At 39.1% G+C, this 23,946-nt stretch carries 25 protein-coding genes and 8 pseudogenes; 11 read left to right on the top strand and 22 right to left on the bottom strand.

What is annotated here, in order from left to right; genetic code table 11:
• Positions 1–527: 527 nt before the first annotated feature.
• Positions 528–755, top strand: a complete 228-nt coding sequence (locus WKK05_RS36630; RefSeq protein WP_341531518.1) for a hypothetical protein — start codon at positions 528–530, stop codon at positions 753–755.
• Here the strand turns inward: WKK05_RS36630 and WKK05_RS36625 are convergent.
• Complete coding sequence (locus WKK05_RS36625; protein ID WP_341531517.1) at positions 752–1,720, bottom strand: IS5 family transposase; 969 nt, start codon at positions 1,718–1,720, stop codon at positions 752–754. The two genes, WKK05_RS36630 and WKK05_RS36625, sit on opposite strands and share 4 nt — an antisense overlap.
• Before the next feature lie 45 nt (positions 1,721–1,765).
• On the opposite strand from WKK05_RS36625, the gene WKK05_RS36620 reads away from it, so the two are divergent.
• On the top strand, positions 1,766–2,683 hold the full coding sequence (locus tag WKK05_RS36620; RefSeq protein WP_341531642.1) for a transposase: 918 nt from the start codon (positions 1,766–1,768) through the stop codon (positions 2,681–2,683).
• 210 nt (positions 2,684–2,893) lie between these two features.
• Here WKK05_RS36620 and WKK05_RS36615 read toward each other — a convergent pair.
• The 5 genes and pseudogenes from WKK05_RS36615 to WKK05_RS36595 all read right to left on the bottom strand — a co-directional run.
• Positions 2,894–3,991: pseudogene (locus WKK05_RS36615) on the bottom strand (IS1634 family transposase); the annotation flags it as partial.
• Between the two features lie 126 nt (positions 3,992–4,117).
• Positions 4,118–4,390, bottom strand: a pseudogene (locus WKK05_RS36610) (IS1634 family transposase); the annotation flags it as partial.
• A gap of 234 nt (positions 4,391–4,624) precedes the next feature.
• Positions 4,625–4,918: pseudogene (locus WKK05_RS36605) on the bottom strand (DUF4277 domain-containing protein); the annotation flags it as partial.
• Positions 4,919–5,269: 351 nt separating this feature from the next.
• Positions 5,270–6,445, bottom strand: coding sequence for a hypothetical protein (locus WKK05_RS36600; protein WP_341531516.1), 1,176 nt, complete (start codon positions 6,443–6,445; stop codon positions 5,270–5,272).
• Positions 6,446–6,579: 134 nt separating this feature from the next.
• Positions 6,580–7,173, bottom strand: a pseudogene (locus WKK05_RS36595) (transposase); the annotation flags it as partial.
• Positions 7,174–7,281: 108 nt separating this feature from the next.
• On the opposite strand from WKK05_RS36595, the gene WKK05_RS36590 reads away from it, so the two are divergent.
• Positions 7,282–8,424 (top strand): IS4 family transposase, encoded by a 1,143-nt coding sequence (locus WKK05_RS36590; protein ID WP_341531013.1) that lies wholly within the window; start codon positions 7,282–7,284, stop codon positions 8,422–8,424.
• Between the two features lie 22 nt (positions 8,425–8,446).
• On the opposite strand, the pseudogene WKK05_RS36585 reads toward WKK05_RS36590, so the two are convergent.
• Positions 8,447–9,079 (bottom strand): annotated as a pseudogene (locus WKK05_RS36585) (transposase family protein); the annotation flags it as partial.
• 578 nt (positions 9,080–9,657) lie between these two features.
• Here WKK05_RS36585 and WKK05_RS36580 point away from each other — a divergent pair.
• Positions 9,658–9,966 carry a hypothetical protein gene (locus tag WKK05_RS36580; RefSeq protein ID WP_341531515.1) on the top strand — a complete coding sequence of 103 codons (309 nt, stop codon included), beginning with the start codon at positions 9,658–9,660 and terminating at the stop codon, positions 9,964–9,966.
• On the opposite strand, the pseudogene WKK05_RS36575 reads toward WKK05_RS36580, so the two are convergent.
• The 15 genes and pseudogenes from WKK05_RS36575 to WKK05_RS36505 all read right to left on the bottom strand — a co-directional run.
• Positions 9,963–10,124: pseudogene (locus WKK05_RS36575) on the bottom strand (IS4 family transposase); the annotation flags it as partial. The gene WKK05_RS36580 and the pseudogene WKK05_RS36575 sit on opposite strands and share 4 nt — an antisense overlap.
• A gap of 267 nt (positions 10,125–10,391) precedes the next feature.
• Positions 10,392–11,595: pseudogene (locus tag WKK05_RS36570) on the bottom strand (ISAs1 family transposase).
• A 198-nt stretch (positions 11,596–11,793) separates the two neighbouring features.
• Positions 11,794–12,784: pseudogene (locus tag WKK05_RS36565) on the bottom strand (IS4 family transposase); the annotation flags it as partial.
• 76 nt (positions 12,785–12,860) lie between these two features.
• The gene (locus WKK05_RS36560; RefSeq protein ID WP_341531514.1) at positions 12,861–13,100 is read right to left on the bottom strand and encodes a hypothetical protein; all 240 of its coding nucleotides are present in this window, start codon (positions 13,098–13,100) and stop codon (positions 12,861–12,863) included.
• A 42-nt stretch (positions 13,101–13,142) separates the two neighbouring features.
• On the bottom strand, positions 13,143–13,349 hold the full coding sequence (locus WKK05_RS36555) for a DUF2997 domain-containing protein (RefSeq protein WP_341528472.1): 207 nt from the start codon (positions 13,347–13,349) through the stop codon (positions 13,143–13,145).
• A gap of 3 nt (positions 13,350–13,352) precedes the next feature.
• A complete protein-coding gene (locus tag WKK05_RS36550) occupies positions 13,353–13,802 on the bottom strand; it encodes a DUF1257 domain-containing protein (RefSeq protein WP_341531513.1) in 450 nt (149 codons plus the stop codon).
• Between the two features lie 140 nt (positions 13,803–13,942).
• Positions 13,943–15,016 (bottom strand): hypothetical protein, encoded by a 1,074-nt coding sequence (locus WKK05_RS36545; RefSeq protein WP_341531512.1) that lies wholly within the window; start codon positions 15,014–15,016, stop codon positions 13,943–13,945.
• A gap of 204 nt (positions 15,017–15,220) precedes the next feature.
• Positions 15,221–15,409 (bottom strand): hypothetical protein, encoded by a 189-nt coding sequence (locus WKK05_RS36540; RefSeq protein WP_341531511.1) that lies wholly within the window; start codon positions 15,407–15,409, stop codon positions 15,221–15,223.
• A 171-nt stretch (positions 15,410–15,580) separates the two neighbouring features.
• Positions 15,581–15,850 carry a hypothetical protein gene (locus tag WKK05_RS36535; protein WP_341531510.1) on the bottom strand — a complete coding sequence of 90 codons (270 nt, stop codon included), beginning with the start codon at positions 15,848–15,850 and terminating at the stop codon, positions 15,581–15,583.
• 88 nt (positions 15,851–15,938) lie between these two features.
• The gene (locus tag WKK05_RS36530; RefSeq protein WP_341531509.1) at positions 15,939–16,163 is read right to left on the bottom strand and encodes a hypothetical protein; all 225 of its coding nucleotides are present in this window, start codon (positions 16,161–16,163) and stop codon (positions 15,939–15,941) included.
• Positions 16,164–16,494: 331 nt separating this feature from the next.
• Positions 16,495–16,893 (bottom strand): hypothetical protein, encoded by a 399-nt coding sequence (locus WKK05_RS36525; RefSeq protein ID WP_341531508.1) that lies wholly within the window; start codon positions 16,891–16,893, stop codon positions 16,495–16,497.
• A gap of 44 nt (positions 16,894–16,937) precedes the next feature.
• On the bottom strand, positions 16,938–17,210 hold the full coding sequence (locus WKK05_RS36520) for a hypothetical protein (RefSeq protein ID WP_341531507.1): 273 nt from the start codon (positions 17,208–17,210) through the stop codon (positions 16,938–16,940).
• A 97-nt stretch (positions 17,211–17,307) separates the two neighbouring features.
• Positions 17,308–17,862, bottom strand: coding sequence for a hypothetical protein (locus WKK05_RS36515; protein WP_341531506.1), 555 nt, complete (start codon positions 17,860–17,862; stop codon positions 17,308–17,310).
• 133 nt (positions 17,863–17,995) lie between these two features.
• A complete protein-coding gene (locus WKK05_RS36510; RefSeq protein ID WP_341531505.1) occupies positions 17,996–18,262 on the bottom strand; it encodes a hypothetical protein in 267 nt (88 codons plus the stop codon).
• Positions 18,263–18,391: 129 nt separating this feature from the next.
• Complete coding sequence (locus tag WKK05_RS36505; RefSeq protein WP_341531504.1) at positions 18,392–19,192, bottom strand: hypothetical protein; 801 nt, start codon at positions 19,190–19,192, stop codon at positions 18,392–18,394.
• Between the two features lie 588 nt (positions 19,193–19,780).
• On the opposite strand from WKK05_RS36505, the gene WKK05_RS36500 reads away from it, so the two are divergent.
• From WKK05_RS36500 to WKK05_RS36470, 7 genes are all read left to right on the top strand, one after another.
• Positions 19,781–20,017, top strand: a complete 237-nt coding sequence (locus WKK05_RS36500; RefSeq protein ID WP_341531503.1) for a hypothetical protein — start codon at positions 19,781–19,783, stop codon at positions 20,015–20,017.
• Positions 20,018–20,338: 321 nt separating this feature from the next.
• Positions 20,339–20,932, top strand: a complete 594-nt coding sequence (locus WKK05_RS36495) for a hypothetical protein (RefSeq protein ID WP_341531502.1) — start codon at positions 20,339–20,341, stop codon at positions 20,930–20,932.
• A 6-nt stretch (positions 20,933–20,938) separates the two neighbouring features.
• Entirely contained in the window at positions 20,939–21,232 is a 294-nt protein-coding gene (locus WKK05_RS36490) for a hypothetical protein (RefSeq protein WP_341531501.1), read from the top strand.
• A 147-nt stretch (positions 21,233–21,379) separates the two neighbouring features.
• On the top strand, positions 21,380–22,042 hold the full coding sequence (locus WKK05_RS36485) for a hypothetical protein (protein ID WP_341531500.1): 663 nt from the start codon (positions 21,380–21,382) through the stop codon (positions 22,040–22,042).
• 378 nt (positions 22,043–22,420) lie between these two features.
• A complete protein-coding gene (locus tag WKK05_RS36480; protein WP_341531499.1) occupies positions 22,421–22,624 on the top strand; it encodes a hypothetical protein in 204 nt (67 codons plus the stop codon).
• Positions 22,621–23,295, top strand: a complete 675-nt coding sequence (locus tag WKK05_RS36475) for a hypothetical protein (protein ID WP_341531498.1) — start codon at positions 22,621–22,623, stop codon at positions 23,293–23,295. The genes WKK05_RS36480 and WKK05_RS36475 overlap by 4 nt, the downstream gene beginning before the upstream one ends.
• Complete coding sequence (locus WKK05_RS36470; protein ID WP_341531497.1) at positions 23,261–23,890, top strand: alpha-ketoglutarate-dependent dioxygenase AlkB; 630 nt, start codon at positions 23,261–23,263, stop codon at positions 23,888–23,890. The genes WKK05_RS36475 and WKK05_RS36470 overlap by 35 nt, the downstream gene beginning before the upstream one ends.
• Positions 23,891–23,946 lie beyond the last annotated feature (56 nt).

Raw genomic sequence — 23,946 nt, 5'->3', positions numbered from 1 at the left:
GTTTGTTAAACGCCAGAAGCCAGTGCAACTAAAAGAATTGAGCTTGACGACCCCAAAGATATCTCCTGAGGAAATCCTTCAAGCGATCGCAATGGGCATACCTAGTGAAACGATTGAAGCAACGATTTAGAGTACACAAAGCCAACGACAGAGGAATCGAATGCTACCGACTCATCTAATAGTAGCGCTGATCATGGTTGTGTTGCAAAAACTAGGGCTGGTCTGGTAGAAACGTAGTTATGCCAGCAGTTTTGTATCAAAGTTAGCGCTCTTCCATCACTCTAAGCAAAGGAAAATAAGAAATCCTCAGAATATAAGGTGTCTGAAATAGCACCGGGAGCAACGCGATTTTGTGAGGTCGGATCAAAAACCAGCGATCGCTAATAACTTCTTTTTAGTACAAAAAATATTTGTTACTTGATACTGCGTATAAATACATAAAATTTTCTTGCCTGCTCTGTAATGACGACGAAAAAAGGTAAGATTCCTTTGAAATAATGTTTTCAGATAGGGAATATCTGCCTTTTATGACAAAAAATATATGTGCGACTCTTGATTTAAATAAATCAATAAGAACTTTTCAATTGAATGTTACAAAACTTTTGGATTTCGCTAATATCCCAGAATTGGATGGAAAAAACCTCAAAGAGCGAGAAGAAGAAATTAGAGTTCAGGCACTAATTTTAGCTGGACAATGGGCTTTGTTGCATGAAACAAAAAAAAGACACACTTCTCTCAAAAGAGTTAGTAATTAGTCTTGCACTTTATAGCTGTCTGGTTTACCCAACTGGATCATGCGATTGAGAGCAGCACATTGCAGCAATAACTCGACGGCTTGGTTTTCAAAAAAGCGTCGTCTTAACTTGCCCCCAAAAATACTTTTTAGTCGGAACATAGCAGTTTCAGACAAAGAACGTCTATGATAAGCGCTTTCCTGTTTCCATTGCTTAGATCCAACTTGGCGCACCCTGCGTATATTTTCATCACGTGGATGAGGCAGTTCTTTAGAGTTAGCGTGTTGCTGAATCTTGGCGCTACTGCGAGGTGGAATTACTGCTTTGGCATCGCGTGAGGTGATTGTGTTGTAACAGCCGAATGTGTCATAACCGCCATCACCAGATATTTGTTCAATAGGGGTATCAATCTGCTCTAGTAAGTCAGGCAATACTTCACAATCTGCTACGTCATTAGTAGTCACCATCGCGGCCAAAATCTCTCCGGTTCCTTCATCACAGCCAAGATGCAACTTCCGCCACGTTCGTCGTTTACCTGCCCCGTGTGTGCGAACTTTCCATTCTCCCTCGCCATACACTTTTACACCAGTTGAATCCACTACAACATGGATTGCCTCATTCTTTGGGATTACGGGCAGTCCCACCGATAGTTTGCTCAAACGACGGCATAAGGTGGAGTGATCTGGCACCTTCAACTCAATTCCCATTAAGATAAACAGTGATTCCAAAAATCCTTCCGTTTGCCGCCCTGCTAAGTGAAATACCGATTGTACAGTTCCCATCGTAGCGTTAGCGAAGCTTACCGAAGGTATCGCTATATCACTGTAATAATTAGAGGCTCCCTTCTGTCCTGTCTTTTTTTCGTTCCGCCATTGTTCAATTACTTCCTCACTAACCCAGAAAGTCAGACTGCCTCGCTGCTTGAGTGCCGCACCGTATTCCTGCCAGTTACGGACTCTGTAGTTGTCTTTGGCTTTTGTCTTCATAGTCAAACTAGGAAACTAGGAGGGGATTACTAGAGGTAGGAAGGAATAAGTAAAATTTACCATTTTTCCCCATTCACGCAACAACGCCGCCCGGAAGACCAAACCTGTGTGCTACGCAGTTATATCCGTCAACGAGATACTTTAATTAAAAGTGCTAGTGTCCATGTACAACGAATGCAAAAAGCACTTATTCAGATGAATGTACATCTCCACAAAGTCATAAGCGATGTGACTGGTCTAACAGGAATGAAGATTATCAAAGCTATCGTTGCAGGTGAGCAAGACCCACAAGTTTTAGCATCTCTCAAAGACCCACGCATTAAAAGCAGCACAGCAGATATTAGTAAAGCATTAACTGGCGACTACCTCTGTGAACATTTATTTGTCCTCCAGCAAGAATTAACTTTGTATGAGGTTTATCAACAACAGATCACTGCTGTTGACGCACAAATTGAAAAATGTTTAGCATCTTTTGAACCCAAGACTTTACTTCAACCGCCGACAACCGGGAGAAAACGCCGGAAAAAACCAACTGCAAATCACCCAACTTTTGATTTACACAATTATCTTTATCGCATGGCAGGGGTAGATTTTACACTGATCAATGGTCTTGATGCTTTAACTGTACGAACCATTTTATCAGAAGTGGGATTAGACCCAAAACGCTTTCCCACAGTTAAGCACTTTACCTCTTGGCTTGGTTTGTGTCCAGGACAAAAAGTCACTGGGGGTCAGGTTAAAAGTTCTAAAACTCGTACTGTTGTCAATCGTGCTGCAAATGCTTTTCGCATGGCTGCGTTTTCTTTGACTCAAAGTCGTTCTGCTGTTGGAGCTTTTTATCGACGATTGCGATCGCCCTTGGCGGGGCTTTGCCCATCGCGCTTGGGTACCCCAAAAGCAATTACTGCTACTGCCCACAAGCTGGCACGTATGTTCTACCTGATCTTCCGCACTTCAACTTGAAATATAAAGAGATTACAGTCAAGATAAAAGCGAAAAGTCAGGATAATTAAGAAGATAATACTGAATTAATATGACGAAGGATGAAAAGTAATCAAACATAAAAGATTTGATTCATAATCATAGGTTATTTAAGCACTAAAAGTTGGAGGAGCAATAACTGTTCCTTCAGATATTGATAAATCTTTATTCGCTCTCTAAAGGTTATTTAGATTAAGAAAGCAGATAATATTTTTGGCAAGATGATGGCAGATAATTCAAAATAAAATGACGTGATTCTGTTAAATTAATAATTTGATTAACACCATTTAAAGTCAAAGCATGAATCCCCTGAAAACACTGAAATACCCATCTTAGTGTCGGACTATCTGTTAACTTTCCTAGTTGATTTTTAATGCCGACTTTTGCTCTTTTTAAGTTGTTTCTCATTTCCCTTTGACCGAGATTATAAACTAACAAGCACAGAGACATTAAAAATAGCATCGTCTCTATTCTTTCAGGGTTTTTCACAAAGAAACTATCAGCAAAGAATAAAGGGTCTTTCAAAAATCTAAATCCTCTTTGCCTTTGGCACGCTTCGCGAACACAGGACTGTTGATTTTTATAATTTGTCAAAATTTCTGATGGTTCTAACTTCTCGTCGTCAACTAAATTAGTCGCTAAAATAAATCTTCCAGCTGATTTTCTTTCTATTTCTATCTCTGATGATTTTTCATCACCTACTCCTAACATTTTATAAATAGGTTTATTTTCTTTTGATTTACTTTCAATAAGTTCAATTTTTTTAATTTCAAACATTTTCAGATTTTTATTAATTCCTTTTAGTTTGTATCGAGCTTGTTCTGGACTTTCAAAATCTTCTTTTTTTAATTGTTTAAGTAACTTTTCAACTTTCTCTTTTTCTTTTGTCAGCTTTTTATCTAGTTTTTTTAAATCGCTATCTTTCCTTTTTTGACTTTCTACTATTAGCCAAGTTTGTTTAATACCACCATAATTTACTATTTCTTCCTTCCACCTATATCCGGATAGATTTAGGGCAGCTCTTTTTTTTCTTTCGTTTGCATCTATCTCTTCTATCTCTACAGACTGAACTAACTTTTGTGCTTTCTTAATTGTCATTGGTACCCGACTTATCCATTTTAAATGCTCAATTAATTTAAGATTTTCTTGGCTATATAATGCGCTATCGCAGACCATAATACTATCAAAATTTATTTGTTTTTTAAACTCTACTAATATTTGACCAAATACTGCTTTATCCGCCTCATTCCCATCTCCAACTCTCATTAATAATGGAATGTCCCCATCACCAGGGCAAACGCATCTAAAGTATAAGAATCCTTTAATAGCAAGGGTTTCGGCGTTTTTTAATTTATCCTATTTTTTAGTCAAGATCCTTATCCAGCAGGGGTTTCAGAAATCCCGTGCGTTCGCCCTGTCCCCATCACTACTTGTTATTAAATCTAATACACATTGTTTTAAGTCTGGTCTATGGTCACGAGAATACCCTTTTGTAATAATTATTGGTCTTTCTCTAATTATCTCTGATTCTTTATCCTTATTATCTTCACCTTTATATTCTCCATGTAGATGAAATGATGTTGCATCCAAATGGGAATATTTTGTATCTATCTTAAACTTTTTGATTACTGATAATCCAATTTTTATAAACAGATTGTTCAATCCATATTTATATAATTTATCCATGACCGAACAATTCGCAATTCGCAATTCGCAATTCGCAATTGCGGACGTAATTGTAAATTAATTCATTCAGGGATACAAGCCCACGCCACTTGCTCTACTTGGGGAGACCCCAAGATCGCAGTGGCTCCTCAATTCATTGAGAAAAAAATAAAAATACGTAGTATCAATACTCAAGCCCCCGCCTTAAGGCGTGGGGTAATAATTGCGAATTGCGAATTGCGAATTGCGAATTGGTGTGACCCTGCCAATTTTATCATCATTTAGGTAATCACTTTTTACATCCTCTCCCAATAATATTTTTATTCCTTTATCGTCAAAAAACTGACTGAATAAATATAAAGGTCTTGAAACAAATCCTAATCCATTGAGTAAAATAGCTTTTACCAATATTCCCGCTGTCATCTTTTCACGAGGGTCTATTCCTAATTGAGAATTAATTGTTTCAACTATTCCTATTTCATCAATCAGCCCAGCTACTATTCCTAAGTGATCTAAGTTCTTAATCTCAATCTCTTCTTTTTGATAATCCATTTTTTTGTGAGATTTTTTATGGAAGTTTAATTCCTAATTATCTCACTTTTTTTGATCATCTCTATTTCTTAACCAGCGAAAATACTTATCATCCGACTTTCTGTACTCCATTTCGTAACATCCAAATATTACCAAATATAGCGATGCCTACGGTGGTCACTGAGCTTTGTCGAAGTGCGGGCTGCGCCTACGCTATCTCACGACAAACATTGCCCAGTCACCAATCATTATCCGCATTAACACTTATAGCTATGAGCATTCTTGGTAATTATTTTTGCAACGTCAAATAATACATTTCGAAGTGCGGAAGATGGGTTACACATCGCAATTATTTTCTGAATATTTTTCTATTTAAAAAGATTTGGCTAATTTTTTGAGCACTGATTTGACACGAGATCTAGCAAGTATGTATTTAGTCCAAAATACTAAGTCTTGGCGACCTATAGATGCAAATAAAGGTATTAAACTGCGATATTTTGCTTTCTCTAAAACAGTCTGCAGATTTGCTTTTAGTAGCAGGTCTTTAGAAAATTCTTTAATTGGAAAAACATCTGTTTTATGTAGTGTATCTAAAGCTGTAAGAGTTGCCATTGTGATTATACATTTGCCACATTTACCGCAATTAAGGTAACCAGGAGGCAAAACTAATATGTCACAAACTCTGAGTTTCTTAAAAGCTATATCCCAATCAACTACTAATTTAGTTTTCTCTAACCTAGATAAGTATACACTATCGTACTTAATCTGCAAATCATAACTACTGTAGTTTGGATCTGTTAAAGGATGTGACCCCCAAGGCTCAATATTTTCGATTTCACTACTAGAGGCAATATAAACTAAATTCAACCGGGGGGTAAAAGCATGGGCAATGGCTGATAAGGCCGAGCCTCCGAAATAGAATCGCCAAAATTCAAAATTTTTATATTCTAAATCTTTAATATGTTTATACATATTTGTATAAACTGGAATCAAGTTTATACCTGCATCTTTAGCCACTGGCGTTAGTGAAATAACTGCGTTTTCAAACTCCTCTAGATTAGTATCTGATATACCGTGAACTATTAGACCATCTTTAATAGAAGCTGGATGTTCTAGACTAAATTTAAGACGATTATTTCGTAAAGTTGAGAAAGTATCTATGCCCCCTGAAAAAAACATACCTGCTCTCTCAGGTTTAGCTGTATTTGATACTTTCAAATTAGTTTTTGCCTCTATTTGGACAATATTACGTTTTATTTTATACCAAGAGCGCATCCAATGCATTGACGTAATTAGACCGTCACGTAATTCTGGGCAAATTTCTGCATCTTCTGCATCTATAAAAATCCTTTTTTCTCCATAGTGAAAAGCTACTATTGTACAAGCCAGTAAAAAAGTATTGGGGTTGCAGGATAAGTCTTTGGCAAATTCTTGAGTAGTAGCTACGTAGATTTCTTCGGAGGGGCGATTGCGGTCTTCCCAAGTTATAGTCGCTGCCACCCTTGCAAAATTGTCTTTTGTATATGTCTTAAAGTTGCTAATTTTCATATTATATTATTTTACCATAGTTACTCTGGGAGAGCCAAAAGTTTAAATTTGCTATTAAACTCTATATAACTATTAAACAAAAAAAATTTAGATGAATATGCTTATCAAAAGACATTGCGGTTCTTGCGTCCGTTTTATGAAAAATTAATACTAAAGTGCCAGTTTAATAAACTGCGTATACGAAAATTATTGAAGTTACGAAAGCCATATCCAAGTCGTTTAATTAACTTGAGTTTATTATTAATCCCTTCTACAGTACCACTGGTAGTTCTGCCGTCAAAATAACCAACTATTTCCCCAAACCATCTCACCATTGTCCCTAGACTTTTCGGAAAATATGAACGAGCATCATACATCCAATCTAATAATTGCGTGATGCTATCTCCCCAAGATTTAGTCGTGTCAAATATCTGGCGAAATTGTTCTTTAAGTGCGTGCATTTTAGCGAGATGAGGCGAAACTTCTAACACAGATTGTAATTTCGATTTTTGCTTTTCATTTAAAGAGTTCTCATTTTTCAGTAAGCTATATTTGCTCTTGTTTAATGCTTCTAATTTTCTGGCTTTTTCTAATTCATCATCTAACGACATTGCAGCTTCTTTTTCATTTTTACGCATAGTATCTAATTCATCCGTAATTTGTTTCATCACATGAAACCTGTCAGCAGTTATGTTGGCATTTGGCATTAAATCTTCTACTAATTTTTTATAAGGTGACCAGAGATCAATACCTTGAGGGGATACGAAATACCCTGAAATAGATATAGGGCAACGAGTGTAGCAATTTGTGGTAAAACAAAAAGAGCATTCATTCGCAATAAGCTCTATTTAATGATAATATTACCAGAATTCTACGAGACACACCTCAAGCGAGAGCTTGGACGTACTGAATACTTATTACTAAAACTCCTTATCTGTTTATTACAATCTATTAAAACTGTTAGCCTTGAGGCGCTAGCGACTGCTTTACCAATACCAATACTATTTGAAAGTAGAAGGAAAAAACTTCAGCGATTTTTATCTTTAAATTACATCAATGTTGAAGAAATTTGGTTTCCAATTATCAAAAGCTGGCTAGAAATAAATTTTCCTTTAAATGAAGTTATTTATGTAGTTATAGATCGGACTAATTGGGGATGCATTAATCTATTAATGATTAGCGTGGTTTGGGACAAAAGGTCTATCCCAATATATTTTGAGCTATTAGACAAGTTAGGCTCAAGTAATTTTGATGAACAAGAAGCAGTATTTAAAAAAGCATTACCGATTTTCAAGGATTATAAAATTGTAGTGTTAGGAGACCGAGAATTTTGTTCAATAAAGTTGGCTAACTGGCTCACAGAGCAGAAAGTATATTTCTGCTTACGCTTAAAAAAGGACGCATTTATAGAAATAGAACCAGAAATTTGGCTGCAATTAAGAGATTTGGGTTTAGCACCTGGTCTTTCCTTCTTTTACCAAGGTATTAAATATACGAAATCTCAAGGGTTTGTTAGCTTTAATCTCGCTACTAAATGGAAACGGAAACGTTTTGGAGTTGCGCCGGAAGAGGGCTGGTTTATTCTGACTAATTTAGATGATTTAGATTCGGCTATTAAGGCTTATAAACAACGTTTTGATATTGAGGAAATGTTTAGAGATTTTAAAAGCGGTGGTTATAATTTAGAAGATACTAATGTATCAGGTCAAAGGCTAATTTCCCTAATATTATTAATCTCACTTGCATACACGGCTGCAACTATATCTGGTCAAAAAATTAAACGCATGGGTGTTCAAAAATATGTAGGCAGAATTAAAGAATCTGGGCGGACAGTTCGCCGTCATAGCAGTTTTTATATTGGATTATATGGGTCTAACTGGGTCGATTTCATGGAAAATTCTTATGAATTGGTGGCTGAGTTAATGACACTAGCTCCTAATAAGCGTAAGTATTATCAACAAGGAGAAAGGGCTATGAGGCTTATTTTATCTGCATTCTAGCCCTTTTTGTCCCCCCTCAAGGATCAATACTCACTTCTTCGATCTGATTAAGTACATCAACTCCCCAACTGACAATAACTTCACGGATATCTTCTATTCTTCTCGACTGCACTATCTCTATTGGTTTATGACTATCTAAATCCACTAATACTGCTAAGTAGTTTCCTTGTCCTTTCACCAATGCAATCTCATCTATCCCTAACTTTCTTACCTGACTTAAGTTAATATTTAATATTTGTGACACCAGATTATTTAACATCGATTCTACTTGTTCATCACTCAAACCATTTCTCTGAGCAACACTATGGATATTACTATTTAATACTTGCTGAACTATGTCGGATGCTAATCTTTTAGTATATCCCTTACTTTTATCTACAAAATTTAGTTGTTCACTAAATACTTTTTTACACTTATGACATTTAAATTGGCGGCGATTTATTTTTAAGAGTACTGGTTTTTTATTCCACGGTAAATCATGAATCATCCGCCAATGATTTTGATGTATGCTGCGAGTAATTTGTCCACAGTCAGGACAAGTTGAATAATTCACTCCTTTTTCTATGGTTATAATTATTTCTTCCCCTTCAAGTTCTTGAAAATCTAATACTTGCATTTCGGGAAGGTTCAGGATTTGTTCTACAGGAAATTTCATAGCGTTTGCCTAAAACTTTACCGTGTTTTAATCTAAACTAAATTTCCACGCCTTTTTAAGTATGCTTAATATTTCTTAAATGCTCGCACTGCAAAGGTTTTAAGTATCAATAACACTAAATTACAGCCGCTAAAATCTAGTAATTTTTAATTAACACCATAAAACTACCGGAAGAACCGACATTGCTTACATCCTTGCTTTTATAAACTTTTTCGCATGCATTACTAAAATTCCCAAACCATCAAGTTTCATTGCATGAATAATTTGATTAATAGCTACTTTATGCTAACTTCAAGATAATTGCTAGTTAAATGCAATTCTAGTGCAACAATAATTTTGTCTTCTCAATAAGCGATCAGCTTGATACTGTAAATAGTAGCGGCTTTGTTGCATGGAACAAAAAAAAGATACACTAACTTCGTCAAGAACTGGTAATTAATCTTCCACTCTATAACTGTCTGGTTTGCCTAACTGGATCATGCGATTAAGCGCAGCACATTGCAGAAATATATAGTTGCAAAAAATACGTTTATTTGCCGTATTTCCCCAAATTTTGTTAATCTGGGAGTTCCTGACCTATGTTGACCCCAACATTCCCTATGGATTTGCGCCAACTGATCAAAAAAACTGAAAAACCCATTCGCAAGAAAATAGACCCAACCCCATCACCTGCCGAAGCTACTGAGATACCTGAAAGTCAAGACATGAGAGAACCAGTGGTTGAACCCACACCACCCGCATATATCGAAGTATCCCAATCCGACTACGTTCCCGAATACTATCGCCCATTACGCTCCGTTGGGAACTCCGGTTGGCAGCCGTCTGACGTGTGGCGCGATATCCGCGTGGATGACTTGTGTGGCTTGAGGGGGGACAAAAATGGCTAGGATGCAGATAAAATAAGCCTCATAGCCCTTTCTCCTTGTTGATAATACTTACGCTTATTAGGAGCTAGTCTCATTAACTCGGCCACTAGTTCATAAGAATTTTCCATAAAATTGACCCAGTTAGACCCATATAATCCAATATAAAAACTGCTATGACGGCCAGGGCAAACGCATCTTATTTGTTAACAGTTTAGCAAGCTACATTGAAACTATTAATTAGAAACCATTTTTTTATTAATAAAATAGTAAACTTTAATCAATCTCTACTTATAGTAACTAACAGTTATATTATCGGATACTCGAAATAATTTTAAATAATAACTAGATAAAACTAAATATTACAATATAAGTAGATAATTTATACCATCACTACTACTAAGTATAAATATTTTATTGATGTTTCAACTTTTAAGTAATTATTTTACTTAAAGTTGCGCTAATACTCTGACTAAATATTCGTTATCCATTGCTGCTAAAAATCCTTTGTTTTTTATCCCAACTTTCATCCGTTTTTCTTTACCTAAAAGATTTACTGCTATTTGACGTAATACTGCAAAATTATAAGAGTGCATTATCTTTTCTGATGCGACATTCATCTTCTTTTAATGCTACATCTAATAACGGCAGTCGCTACAACGGGGGGAACCCCCGCAACGCGCTGCCTCCCCAATGCAAAGAATTCTCTACTCCCCAATGACCACGAACTGCCTTAGCAAACCTTTCAATATTATTCGGAAGGCTACTAATAAAATAACGAATTTCTACTGTTGTTTTTCCTTTCTCTTGACGAATATGCTCCACCATACCAACACTATTTAATTGTACCCAGTCTGTATTAGAATTTAACTGTGCTTTTTCTGATGATATCATTACATAATGACGAATTTCTTTTCGTCCATGCCCTTTCTCTTCTGTTGTGTATCTTCCCTCCTCTAATCCCTCAAATCCTGTCTGTATACCGATTTTAAATAAGCTTTCTACATACGAATATAGATGACCTTGGTTTTCTTTTAATGTAATTACATAATCTGCATCTTGCCTAACTATTTCTTTCACTATTTCTTTTTGACAACCCATTGCATCTATTGTGACTATACATCCAGATATTTCTAATACTTTTAGTAATTCTGGTATAGCTGTAATTTCATTTGATTTGGCATCGGTTTTGACTTGTCCTAGTACTAATCTATTATGTACAGCCCAAGCATTTACCATATGTATTGCTGCTTTATCACTGCCCTTATCATAAGAACCACGCAATGTTTTTCCATCTATTGCTACTATATCTTTCTCTATTATCTTTTGTATTGATTTCATCCAATTCACAAAACACTGTTGAAATTGTTCTGGTTTTATTCTGGCAAATACTCTCGCAAAGGTATCATGTGTTCGCGTAGCGTCTCCGTCAGGAGACGGAATCCCATTTGGCAATTCTAAAAAAGTTTTTAGCCAACCATGTTTTGCACATCCATACATTTCTATTTCTATCCAACCCTCTGCTCCGCATATCACTGCACAAATCGCTATCGTTAGAATATCAATTAATTTGTGTCTTTTTGTCCGCTCTATTCTTGGATCTTCTATTCCCAAAAAGTGGTCAGCTATTGTAATTTTGGGCTTCAGTTTCATGTTTATTTAATATCTATTTCTATGACAGCACACCTAAATCCAGGTTAGGATACCACATTTGCCTATCCTTGCTGCCATATCTTTCATCCTGGGCGATCGCAACTGTTTTCTTTTTCGCTCTCTACCCTCTAAATGCCGTTCTTGTCTGCTTTCATCGTGTTATTTTAATCTCCATCAATATTTAGATGCGTTCGCCCTGCTATGACGGCGAACTGTCCTCAAGAATTCCTTAATTCGTCCAACATATTTTTGGACACCCATACGTTTAATTTTTTGACCAGATATAGTTGCAGCCGTGTATGCAAGTGAGATTAATAATATTAGGGAAATTAAGCGTTGACCTGATACGTTAGTATCTTCTAAATTATAGCCACCACTCTTAAAATCTCTAAACATTTCTTCAATATCAAAACGTTGTTTATAAGCCTTAATAGCTGAATCTAAATCATCTAAATTAGTCAGGATAAACCAGCCTTCCTCCGGCGTAATTCCAAAACGTTTCCGTTTCCATTTAGTAGCGAGATTAAAGCTAACAAACCCTTGAGATTTTGTATATTTAATACCTTGGTAAAAGAAGGAAAGACCAGGTGCTAAACCCAAATCTCTTAATTGCAGCCAAATTTCTGGTTCTATTTCTATAAAAGCATCTTTTTTTAAGCGTAAGCAAAAATATACTTTCTGCTCTGTGAGCCAGAAAGCGGCGCTTTATTGAACAAAATTCTCGGTCTCCTAATACTACAGTTTTATAATCCTTGAAAATCGGTAATGCTTTCTTAAATACTGCCTCTTGTTCATCAAAATTGCTTGAACCCAACTTATTTAATAGCTCAAAATATATTGGGATAGACCTCTTGTCCCAAACTACGCTAATCATTAATAAATTAATGCATCCCCAATTAGTCCGATCTATAACTACATAAACAACTTCATTGAAAGGAAAATTTATTTCTAGCCAACTTCTAACTATGGGAAACCAAATCTCTTCAATATTGATGTAGTTTAAAGATAAAAACCGCTGAATTCTTTTCCTCCTACTTTCAAATAGTATTGGTATTGGTAAAGCAGTTGCTAGCGCCTCAAGGCTAACAGTTTTAATAGATTGTAATAAATAAATGAGGAGTTTTAGTAATAAGTATTCAGTACGTCCAAGTGATCGCTTGAGGTGTGTCTCGTAGAATTCCGGTAATATTATCATTAAATAGAGCTTATTGCGAATGAATGCTCTTTCTGTTTTACCACAAATTGCTACACTCGTTGCCCTATATCTATTTCAGGGTATTTTGTACCCCCTCAAGATTTACGAGTTTGACGATTACCTCATAGACTTCGGCATCGCCGCAAAATACTTCCGCCATACCATTGCGCTCTAGTTGAGCAATGGCAGAAACAATTGCATTCAACAGCACACACAATCCCTCAGTATTAGCTTTGATGATCACGGGCTGGCGTGGTTTTTGCTGTGCGTATACATGGATAAAAGGGTATTCTTTAACTAATTCGTTCATGATTGGTTTTGAGGGGGAAACTTGTTGATTCCCCCATATTGATTACTGACGCAGGCGTGTTTGACTACTGTTCGTAGTCCGAAGTTGTTGGGTTTGGGCTTCGTCCTTAAACTCCCGTTCGCCTACAACTCCCAAAGCTTCTTCAAACGGTTGCGTAGCTGATAAACAACTCAGCCCCTCAAATCCTTCTGCCTCTACTCGAACTTCACCTGTAGCATTGTCGAAATGAATCAATATTGAACGTTCCATGCGTTATCTCCTTATATATTGCTGTTGTTGCTGATGTCCACTGAAGGTAAGACGTAGGGTTTGCACAGCCCCGTTGGTTTGTTCAGCGATCGCGCACTCTCCAAATTGCTGCTGAAGCTCGGCGGCTTTAGCGCGAACCATCCGCTGTCCATAAGCCAGCATCAGTTTATTGCTAAAGAAGTCTTGCCCTAAACGCGGGTCTGTCTCGTAGGCATCGTGTATCACTTCATACACCTCACTATCTTGATTCCACTTGAATCCGATGTCTGCACGGGCTTTAATTGTGCGACCAGACACGATAATTTGTGCGCTCCTTCCCTGGGAGCTACCGTAATAACCTCGGAGTGGTTGTGCTGTTTCATGTACTTGCGGATTCAGTTTCAAATCTTGTAAAGCTTGTACCAGACATTCACGGTTAGTGAGTTTGGTTTTTACTGTTGAGAAATGCGACATAATTTATCTCCTGTGGAGTTGAAATTGAAGAAATGTGATTAACGTACAAGTGCAATGCCATATGTGAGCTATTGTGGACATCGCACTTTTAAGACATCGGTAAAGTCAAGAGCGAGCGTGCATTCGCTCTTGACCATTTCTTACCTAAACTTGAAAGACATGACGGTAGCTTTGGACAAGCCCACGTCGCCAGTCGCAAGTTGTTGCAGATTGCGTTGTTCATCTAACAACTTGGTGCGGATAGAATCCATCTTTTGTTGTAACTGCGAGCACGTATCTGAACCTAGATTCTTGGACTCAATCGCCGGATCATTAACGATAGAATCCAAGTGCGCCATCATCGCCTCCAAGCTGCTGCCTGCCTCCGGGTCAGCGTTTGCCAATAGCACCTGAACCTTCATCAGATGTCGTTGCATCTTTTTCTTAAAGAGAACTGGTTTCCGTCCCGGCTCCCAATCAGCCAGCTCCTCCAACAACTGAGCAGCGAGTTGTTCACCACCAGCGAGTGCTGATTCACGTAACCGTTGCTCTAGATTTTTGTCATACTGTTGAATGAACTTCGTAATCTGGTCTAGACATTCGGCTTGCTGCTGGTTGAGTTGTTCGGACAGCGCAGGGATAATCACCGGACGACCGATGACTACCTGGAGATAATCCTCCAAATCAGTCAGAGTAGGGAAAGCTCGAAGCAAGTTGGTTTTTACAGATTCTTGCTTATCCTGGGGTAATTCCCAAGCATTGAGAGATAGGAATTTATCAATTCGCTCTTGGTAATCAAGTAGTCCAGAAGAGTAATCATCCTGAAGTTGTGTGCGGAGAGCCGGAGCGATCGCATCTCTAATATTAAGTAGTTGATTCCACACCAGGGGAGCCAAATCAATTGGACAAACCCAATCACCAGTATCAGATGACATCCACTCCTGGACTGAAGCAATCTCTTGTCTAAGTTGGGTGGCAGCTTCGTCCAACTTCTTAAATACCTTGATACCTCGCAAACCAACTTCGGAATTTGTAACCTTAACAAGGTCTGATTCAATTTCAGAGACTTCAGCTTTTAAAACATCTGCCCATTTAGGCGCAGCAGATTTTGTGCTTTTCTTTAACTGAATACGAAACCGAATACGGGTTTTATTCAACTGTGAGAAATTGTGACGTTCAACTACTGCATCAGTTAGAAAGGTTGCAGTAGCAGTGTGATCAATTGCTTGTACCATTTCTGTCAATTCTCCAATTATTAAATAGAATCCAGGAGTCAGGAGTCAGAAATAAGAATGAATTTTGTACGGCTGGCACATGAATAAACAGGTTTAAATTCTCTACTAATTGATTCTGGCTCCTGAATTCTGACTTCTGAATTCTTTTTCCTTACTTTTCATTCCAGATGTAGCGAAGCTCTCTTACAAAGCCATAGTTGGAAACTAGACCACAACCCAATAAATCCCTGATTTCCGAACCATACAGGATGTACGATTAATAGTTGCAGTTCCTAACTCGTGGCTATCTTTGAGGTGTTGAATATTCCTGATAGCTCGGTAAACTATTTTCGTAGAACCATTTTTTTGTAGCTTAATGGGTCTTTTGACAACAGGTGGTTTATAAATTGACATAGCTCTTAAATGAAGAATTCAGTCCTTCTGGAGTCAGAATTCAGAATGAACTGAATTCTGCAACAGAGATAAGTCAACAAATTGAATCAGAATTCAGGAATTATTAAAACAGCTTGAAATGCTTATCCTAACTAAATTCTGAATTCTGAATTCTGTGTTCTGTATTCTGTTTCAAAATAATTTAAGTTGTTCAGAGTTATCTTCAGGTGCAGAAGTCGAGGCAGACATCCCTACTACTTCAGAACAACGGATTGCTAATTTAGTACGGTTCAAAACTATATCCGACTTCCTCTTATGCCCTGGAGTTGGTAAATGACCGAAGACATATCGGGGATTAGTACTAGTACCTGATTGACGCAAATACTGGTATAACCCTCCATCAATTTGGTAAACTTTTGATGGATTTAATAGCCTTGGATCGTAAATAGGATGAAGTTCCATTTTCGTTCTCCTGATTTAGTAGATACTTTCAATTTCTAAGCAGCGTAGCGATTGCCTGGAAATGCTTTCAAAAGTTGCGCTCTCTTGTTTAGCTGTAAACCTTAAGCGATGGGGCTTTGCGTTTCAAATTCCCGTTACCATCGTTACCGTTAGTTTCTATTGTCGGCTGCTGAGAACATTCGGATCTCTTGCACTGGTATTCCCAATGATTAATTTGCGTTTTCTGCCGATGTTCTACAAGAACAATAGTGTTTCTGTACTTGGGGTCTTTTCCACTAATTAAATAAGCGCCATACCAATTCGCAATTCGCAATTCGCAGTTCGCAATTAAATCAGTAGGAGCTTGTACTCACCACTGATTTAAGACCACCAACTTTCGTCGTGTGGTAGGGCTTGTACCCATTTTTAGGCAATTAACAATTCTCATTTTCAATTGCGAATTGCGAATTGCGAATTGCGAATTGCGAATTGTTTCTTATCTAAACCCATCAGTGCATTCCAAGCTGATTCGTGTTGTTGTACTTTACTCATTTGCGGCAATTGTTGTAGAGTGTGCTATAGTTTATTGCTATCATCTGGTAATTATGTGGGAACTTTATAGAGATTTCAGTTCCCACTTTTTTGACAAATATGAGCAACTCTTGTTAAGCAGTAAGTTTCTTTTTCCTTGGCTCGGATAATCTGGATGTGCCGTTAGCTGAGCGAGGGGTCAGAGAGATAGGCGCAGGAATTGTACCAAATGGAGTACGGATTTCTAAATCCGTATTCAACTCTTCTTGAAGAACCATTAGCCGCTTCAAGTGTGAGTCAATTTCAGCTAGGATTTGGGCTTCTTTTTCTTGCTCTGCTAGGAGATGAATTTGTGTTTCCAGTAAATTTAGTGCTTGACCAGTAGTTTCATTGACTAATACTGTATAGTACCAACCTTGACGATTCTTTTGAGCCGAGTAATTGATGCCAATAATTTTCCCTTGTTGGGTACGCTGACCTATAGTAAAAAGAGGTTGAGATAGAGAGCATGTCAGTGTGATTGTGGCTTGCATTTTTGTTACCTTTTGATTAATTAGCAGTTGAAAGTGACAGAGGATTACAGATAGAAATGCTCGAAGATTAGGTTTAATTTTTCCTTCTCTTCATCAGGCAATGCGTTAAAATCGAACTCTGATGAATCCCAAACTTCATCAAGACTCGTGGACTCGTCAACAATATCTGCAATTAAACGGGTCTTGTCGTCGTAATCCCATCCGTTAGCCAAAAGCCACGGCAGAACTCCCTCAGATTTCAACAGCTTGGACAAGTCGAATGAGTCAGAAAACTGCTGTAGGTTTTCGATAGTTGGATGAACAATTGTTGTTGTCATTAGATTATTTGGAGTAGTGAATATACAGCATAGTAAGCTGTAGATAAGGCTTGAGTAACTGATGAGCTACCTTAGCTCAAGCCCTATTTGCAACTAACTAAAACACCATTTCATTCGCAGCCTTGACTACATCCAAGGCTTGACGCGCAATCACTTTCCAGTCAGTTTGCTCGTTGTAGTTAGCCATGATTAGCTCACTGCCGATCCACACACGACAGAACAGCACAGTTCCCTTATCCCCTGCCTGCGGTTGAATTGTCACTGGGGAATAAAGCTGTTGTGGAGTCAACAAGGCAACGGCTGCTAATATGCTTTTTGAAAAGTGCGTATCATAACCGCTTTCTAAAATGTAAAGTTTATCTGCTTGAATTGAAATCAACAATTTGCACTTTTCTTCCCCATTCCTGTCGCTCTTTTCAAATTTCAGTTCTCGCAGATATCCAGTTAAAGCAGTTTGGGTAATCGCAACTGGTTCATTATTCGATAGCATATACCACAACGATTTGTTATGGCGATTGCAATAGATTTTGCAACTGCCAGCATCAGAGTGCAATCCCAGTTTTGGCTTATTTATTGAAGCGACCAACTGCTTAAGCAATTCTTCCTGACGCATTAAAGCAGCAAGTAATTCTGATGTTTCTTGAGGAGTCATGTGTTTGATACCAATACATTTTCATTGATGCTTGGCGGAGCCGTTTAGTCGTGATGTATGAAGCGTAAAACTAATAAAACAGCGCTCTTGATTTCACAAAAGCGCCACAAACTGGTTAATAATTAATTTAGAACTATGCTGATGGATTGTTCCTATCTCGCAATAATCGCAATATTTCTTCTATACTTGCATCGATATTACGAATATCAGCTTTCACTTGCCTGATGTCGGCTTTTACTTCCCTCATATCTGAAGCTAGACCTGTAGCCAAGGTAATTGTCCGAGCGATCGCCATCTGTGAAGTTCCAATGGTTCCGGCTTGAATCTTTAGTGTGGCTACATCCTCTGTTAATTCGCTGAGGCGTAGATAAATATCATCAATTCTGGCATCGTCGGTCATTTGTTTTTCCTCCCCTGTTTTATTTTAAGCGGTTAACTCTGACCTGATCAAGGTTTTTGACCTTACAATCGTTATGCTACATAAGATGTCTAATAACATGATGGTGGGTATCAAAACCCACCATTTTCTCTACACCGCTACCAACTCCCGACTCACTCCCGACACAACCACAGTCGTAACCCGTGATAGTGCCTCAACAGCCTCCCTCACGCTCCAGTACTGGATGCCATCGCCGCACTGCCAGTAGTATGTTTCTGGGTCGTTGAGCCAAAAGCATTCAGAGTTTCTAACCCTGAAGAGAATGCCGATAAACTCACGACCTTTGTAGAGGTTGTGAGCCGTCCGCATATCAGTCTTACCCACATAAGTCAGCCGATAGTCGTCCACTGGCTTACACAAGTCCTCTGAACGAGTCCCGCGATAAGAACAGTTAGCACAACCGTGACCATCGCAGTCAGGGCAGATGGCAGCAGGCAGACAAACGTAAACGGGCGGTGAGAAGTCCCAATCTGATAGCGGACTAAATGCTTGAAGAAGGCTGTGTTCAATGTAGCAGCCTGCATTGCCAATCACTTTGTCAGTGAAGAATTTGACGTTCAAAGATAGCCAATCATATTCACCCAACAAGCTAATTTTCTGACTAGCTTGTTCCAACTCGTCGTCTAACTGTTGATTGCGTTCTACTGGAGCAGAAAGGCTTATTTTTATTTCTGCTACTGCGCGTTTGAATGGCTCTTTATGGTATCTAGCATAGCCGTGAGTCATCTTCACCCACACGATATCATCTTCATTAATCCAAATGGTCACCACATCTTCTGGCTTGCATTCGTGGCTGTAGTCTGACTCATTAACGATGGTTGCAATGATTTGGCGATCCTGTGTAGTTAGCGGATCTTTTGTTGGTGCAGAGACTGAAATTTGTGTCATCATTATAAATTGCCTCTTCTTTAGTGTGTTGGGGCATAGGGGCGATCGCGTAGTTTTCCGGACGCAGCGATCGTCCTATTTATTAGTCAGCTTGTTGTGCCTTCAGCACAACACTCTCAATCTAGAATTGGCGAAGCCTAATATTATATTTCTTGCTCCTAGCCAGTGACTGGAGCTACCGAGCAAGATACACAGCAGTCAAATGACACGCGGCTGTAATAGTTTTAAAAGCCATAAGTCATCCTGTTTGGCAATTTTATTAACCGAATCCGTTTTCCCAATGTGTACCTCTCGCTTTCTCTGGTTATGCCAGTGCATCAGCTACCCCTCAATCGGTACTTCCGACTCTCTTGTAATGGTTCAGTAGTTCTGGTTTGCAACTCTTTTGCGTTTAAGCGCAGGTGATTCGCTTTCCTTGACTCTAATATAAGCATAGACCACTGCCTGTGCATTTGTCAAGAAAATGTAAAGCAAAAGTCTATGCAAAAGCTAGAATCCTTATACTGCTCATATTCCAGTTATCTAGGCAAAGTATAGACAAGAACTTAAGATTGGATATAGTGTTAAAGAAAGATTATTTAAGAGGTAAAAATGCCGAAGTTTTTAGCTGAAGGTGAGAGTCAAATGAATTTTCGTATTTCTGCCGACAAAAAAGAGGCATTTAAAAAATATGCAGAAGAACACAACACTTCAGCCAGTAAGTTGATACTAGAGTTCATTGACAGCTGTTTGGGAATTGTGCCTACTAAAGAACAAGCTGACTTGGCAGAAGTAAGAGAAAGACTATCTAGATTGGAAGATTTAGTTATGGGGGAATCAGCCGCCTGAGAGGGGAAAACGAAACTCTCAGGCAATGGCGTGATCGTGTTTTAGCTTTAAATCCAGAAAAAGAACCGTAACCCCGTCATGGGGTTTTTTAATGCCTTTACTTTTGTAAATACTATATGTAAAGTTTAGCCTTGACTTATGCTAGACATAAGGTGTAGGCTGTAAATAAAGAATTAGGGATAATTACTAGCTAAAGTCTAGAGCCTTTAGCAATATTTAACCTATCGATATTTAAGCCATTCATTAGGACTTGAGCCAATTCCCTTGTCTAAGGAAAGCCCCTTAATAAAGTAGCCATTTACCCTAACTGGAGCAGAGAATATGTCACAGATTGAAATCGCCCAGATAATTGAGCAGATTAAAGAAGAGATTCAGGTAGACTCAAGTGGTCAAGGAAAAGCCAGCATCAGAGCCGCAGCAAGACTAGCAGATGTGCAAGATTCTTCCCTTCGTCGGGCGTTTTTAAGTGCGGCACTAGAACCATCTGCATTAGCTCAAAGTATTATGCAGTCAGGGTTTGATAGTGCGGTACTAGAATTATGGAGTGAGCAAGGGATTCCAGATATGGGACTTGCCGCAATCATTGAATACTACGCTTACGATGCTGGCAGGTACTGCAAAAAGCAAGCCCGCTTAGTATGCAAAGCGTTCAACAGGATTGGTATTCGAGCTTGGATGCAAGACATTAAAGGTTGGAGCAAGTCTGAAAAACATAACCAATCAGTCCAGTCCCCTGCACCAGCGCTTCCCCCAGTGGAACAGCGTTTGCAAACTTTCGTACAAGCCATGAAGACTCTCGCCGAACTCACAGGTGGCAGGCTCAACCCATACATCGAACAGCATTGCAAAGACTTCGCCGCTAATCTGATAGCTGACTACAACAGACAAACTCTAACCGGCACACAAGAAAAGTAGCTTGGCGTGGTGAATTTTGCTGAGATTGAACTGGGTAAAAAAGTCCCTCTCAAAGGCACTCACTACCGTGGTCACCTCGGCACATGGGTGAGAACATTCTACCCACATCTGGGCGATCGCCAGGAAACACGATTGGTTAATGGTACTCAGCAAGATGTCTACGTCTACGCCTGCCATGATCCAGAAGTTGCAGCAGGTCTAACAAAAGCGATTGAAGAATTCTTCGCCCATCCTCATCCCAGTTTTGCCCTTAGACAGGCAGGGGCTTTCGCTAGCAAGAAAGAAAAGGTATCGGTTTAGTAACCATCTGCCAGAAGTTATCACTAACTTGAGTTTTCTTTTGCTAAATGCTGGCTATTAAACCGATATCTTTTGATTCGCCCATTCCAAATTGATTTTAAAGCTTGCTGATGAAACAAAGAATAAGTAACAGATAAGGAGAGGTTAATGACACGATTTCAAGATCCAAGAGCTGCTGCACTTGCCCAACAGATAGACCAAATCAATGCAATCGGTTGGGAAGGAGCTTGTGATATGGCACTACAACAGCACACAGCAAAAGGCGGATTATCGCCAGTAGAAGCAGTATTGCGTTTCGATATGTTCCTTACAAAAGCGCAAGACACAGCCGATAAGCGACAAGCACTGTGGACAGAGCAAGTAAACCAAAATATCAGCGGTATCGAGTGGTACACCGTCGAGTACGGCGGTATGGCTGTAGAGCTTCCCCGGCTGTGTGAAGAATTGACACTTGTTCCTGGGGATAAGGAAATATTGATGCAGTCTAAGCCGATGGCGTTAAAATTCCTCGCACATTGGAACATTGCCTTCAAGCTGTGGCGTTATGACCGCTCTGTTGAATCGCGTTGGCTTTCCTCTCGCTGGAGTCAGTTTTACGCCGAATACTTGCATGGGGAGTGGGTGGAGATTTGGACTGAGGATGAAGTCTACCAGATCCTTCTCCCAGATGGAACATTGCAGGACAAACCCACTTTTGCCATCAACGCTTGCTGTTGCTGGGGCAATCCTTTGGCAGTCCATCGCACCGCTAGCTATTCGAAGGCTGGCTCAAATTGGTTTGTGTGGAATAATTTTACGCCTTGGAGGTAAGAGAGAGTGATACCTTCGGCACACTTCGTGAACGCACACACCCATGTAATACGATCACGCTTAATTAAATGTGGAAAGTATTCACGGTTAAATTACCAACTTTTAACTAGCTAATCAAGCTATAAACCTCATAGAAACCTCATGTTTTTTCTCACGATTGTATAGGTCATCATCTATGATTTCCCGTCTGAATCTTAATCCAAAAAGCCTAAAACTCTTAAGTTTACCTGTAAGTGCTAAAAATTACTTGAATAAAAAGCTAGTAATTAGCAACATAGCGTTTGTTAACAGTATCTTTGAGGGTCAAAATAAAAGCGATCACTATTAGACAAGTAGCAATCGCCACGTTAGACACTCCTTTACTTCAGCATAACCAACATGAGAGTCATTGTTACACTTGTCGAAAAAATTACTAGTGAAGCTCACATAGACGTTCCTGACGGTCTAACAGAAGCAGGTATTAAGCAGCACATTGTAGACCGCTATAACAGTGGCGAGATGCTGACTGATTTGAATATTTTCCACGTTGATTTTGAATCAATCAGCGCCAAAATTGTTAAGCAAACGGGAGAGAATTTATGACTGTTGCACAACTGTTGACACCACTACCACAAACTATTGGTAGGCATCCTCTGAACTTCTACGAATCTCCATCGTGGTTCACAACTGAACTACTACGCCATGTTCCGCTGTCTGGTGTGATTGGTGAGCCTTGTGTTGGGATGGGGGCGATCGCATCATTACTTTCAGCTTGGCCCGATACAGAAAGAATCTGGACTAACGATATTGACCCTAACAAAGAGGCTCATTTTAACCTAGACGCAACGCTATCCCAGTCATGGGAGAAATTCCCAGAATCGGATTTTATAGTAACTAATCCCCCATATTCTGACCTCGTTGCACCAATTATCAAAAATGCGTACCGTAAAGCCCGTGTTGGTGTTGCAGCATTCTTGTTGACCAGCTTTCTCGAACCCTGTGATGACCGAGCGGATTTCTTGCAGCAGCACCCGCCGTCACTTGTAATCATCATGCCCCGCTTTTGTTTTCGTAAGGACAAAAAGGGTACTCGTTGGGCGACGGATAATATCACCATCTCATGTTTTGTGTGGGATAAACGCGCAACGGAACAACAAATTATTATTCGCCCCAAGTCTCAAATCCTGGGTTTTTACAAGAATCCAGAACAGGCCATAACTCAAGAACGGGCAGAAGAAATTGTTCGGACGATTGCTCAAGGGAAGTATTTATGAAACAGATAAATTTTTTGATGAACCGACAACAGTTTTACCAGTCAATTACTATCCAAATTTTCTTTCTAAGCAAGAAGCCTCGGAACTTTACCAACATTGCCAACAACTGCAATGGCAACAGAATCAAATACGTATGCTTGGTAAAACGTTGCCCGTTCCGCGTCTAGAGTGTATTTACGGGGATGAGGGCTGTGATTACCTCTACTCCAAGAGCGTCTTACTCAAACCATCGCCTTGGACAGAACCTTTAGCTAACTTACGTGATTCTATCACCGCCATCACTGGCTACAGCTTCCGAATTGTGATTGGCAATCAGTACAGAAGCGGCCAAGACAGTATCGGGTGGCACAACGATAGCGAGGCTTCGATGGGACTTGACCCAGCGATTGCATCAATCAGTTTGGGTTCAGTGAGGAAATTCCAAATTAAGGCCATCGGGGGCAAGCCTATTGACTTTTGGCTGGAGCATGGAAGTTTGCTGGTGATGCTTCCAGGCTGTCAGAGTACTCATCTGCATCAAGTTCCGAAGACTAATAAGGTCGTTAGCACACGGATTAATCTAACTTTTCGACCGCACGTTGGGGGTAACAGATGAGCCAATTCATAAATAGTATGAACAATACCAGTATCAACGCTTAATTGGCGAATGGT

This window comes from Nostoc sp. UHCC 0302, assembly GCF_038096175.1.
In the GTDB taxonomy this organism is placed as follows: domain Bacteria; phylum Cyanobacteriota; class Cyanobacteriia; order Cyanobacteriales; family Nostocaceae; genus UHCC-0302.
This window is presented reverse-complemented; position numbering and strand designations above follow the sequence as displayed.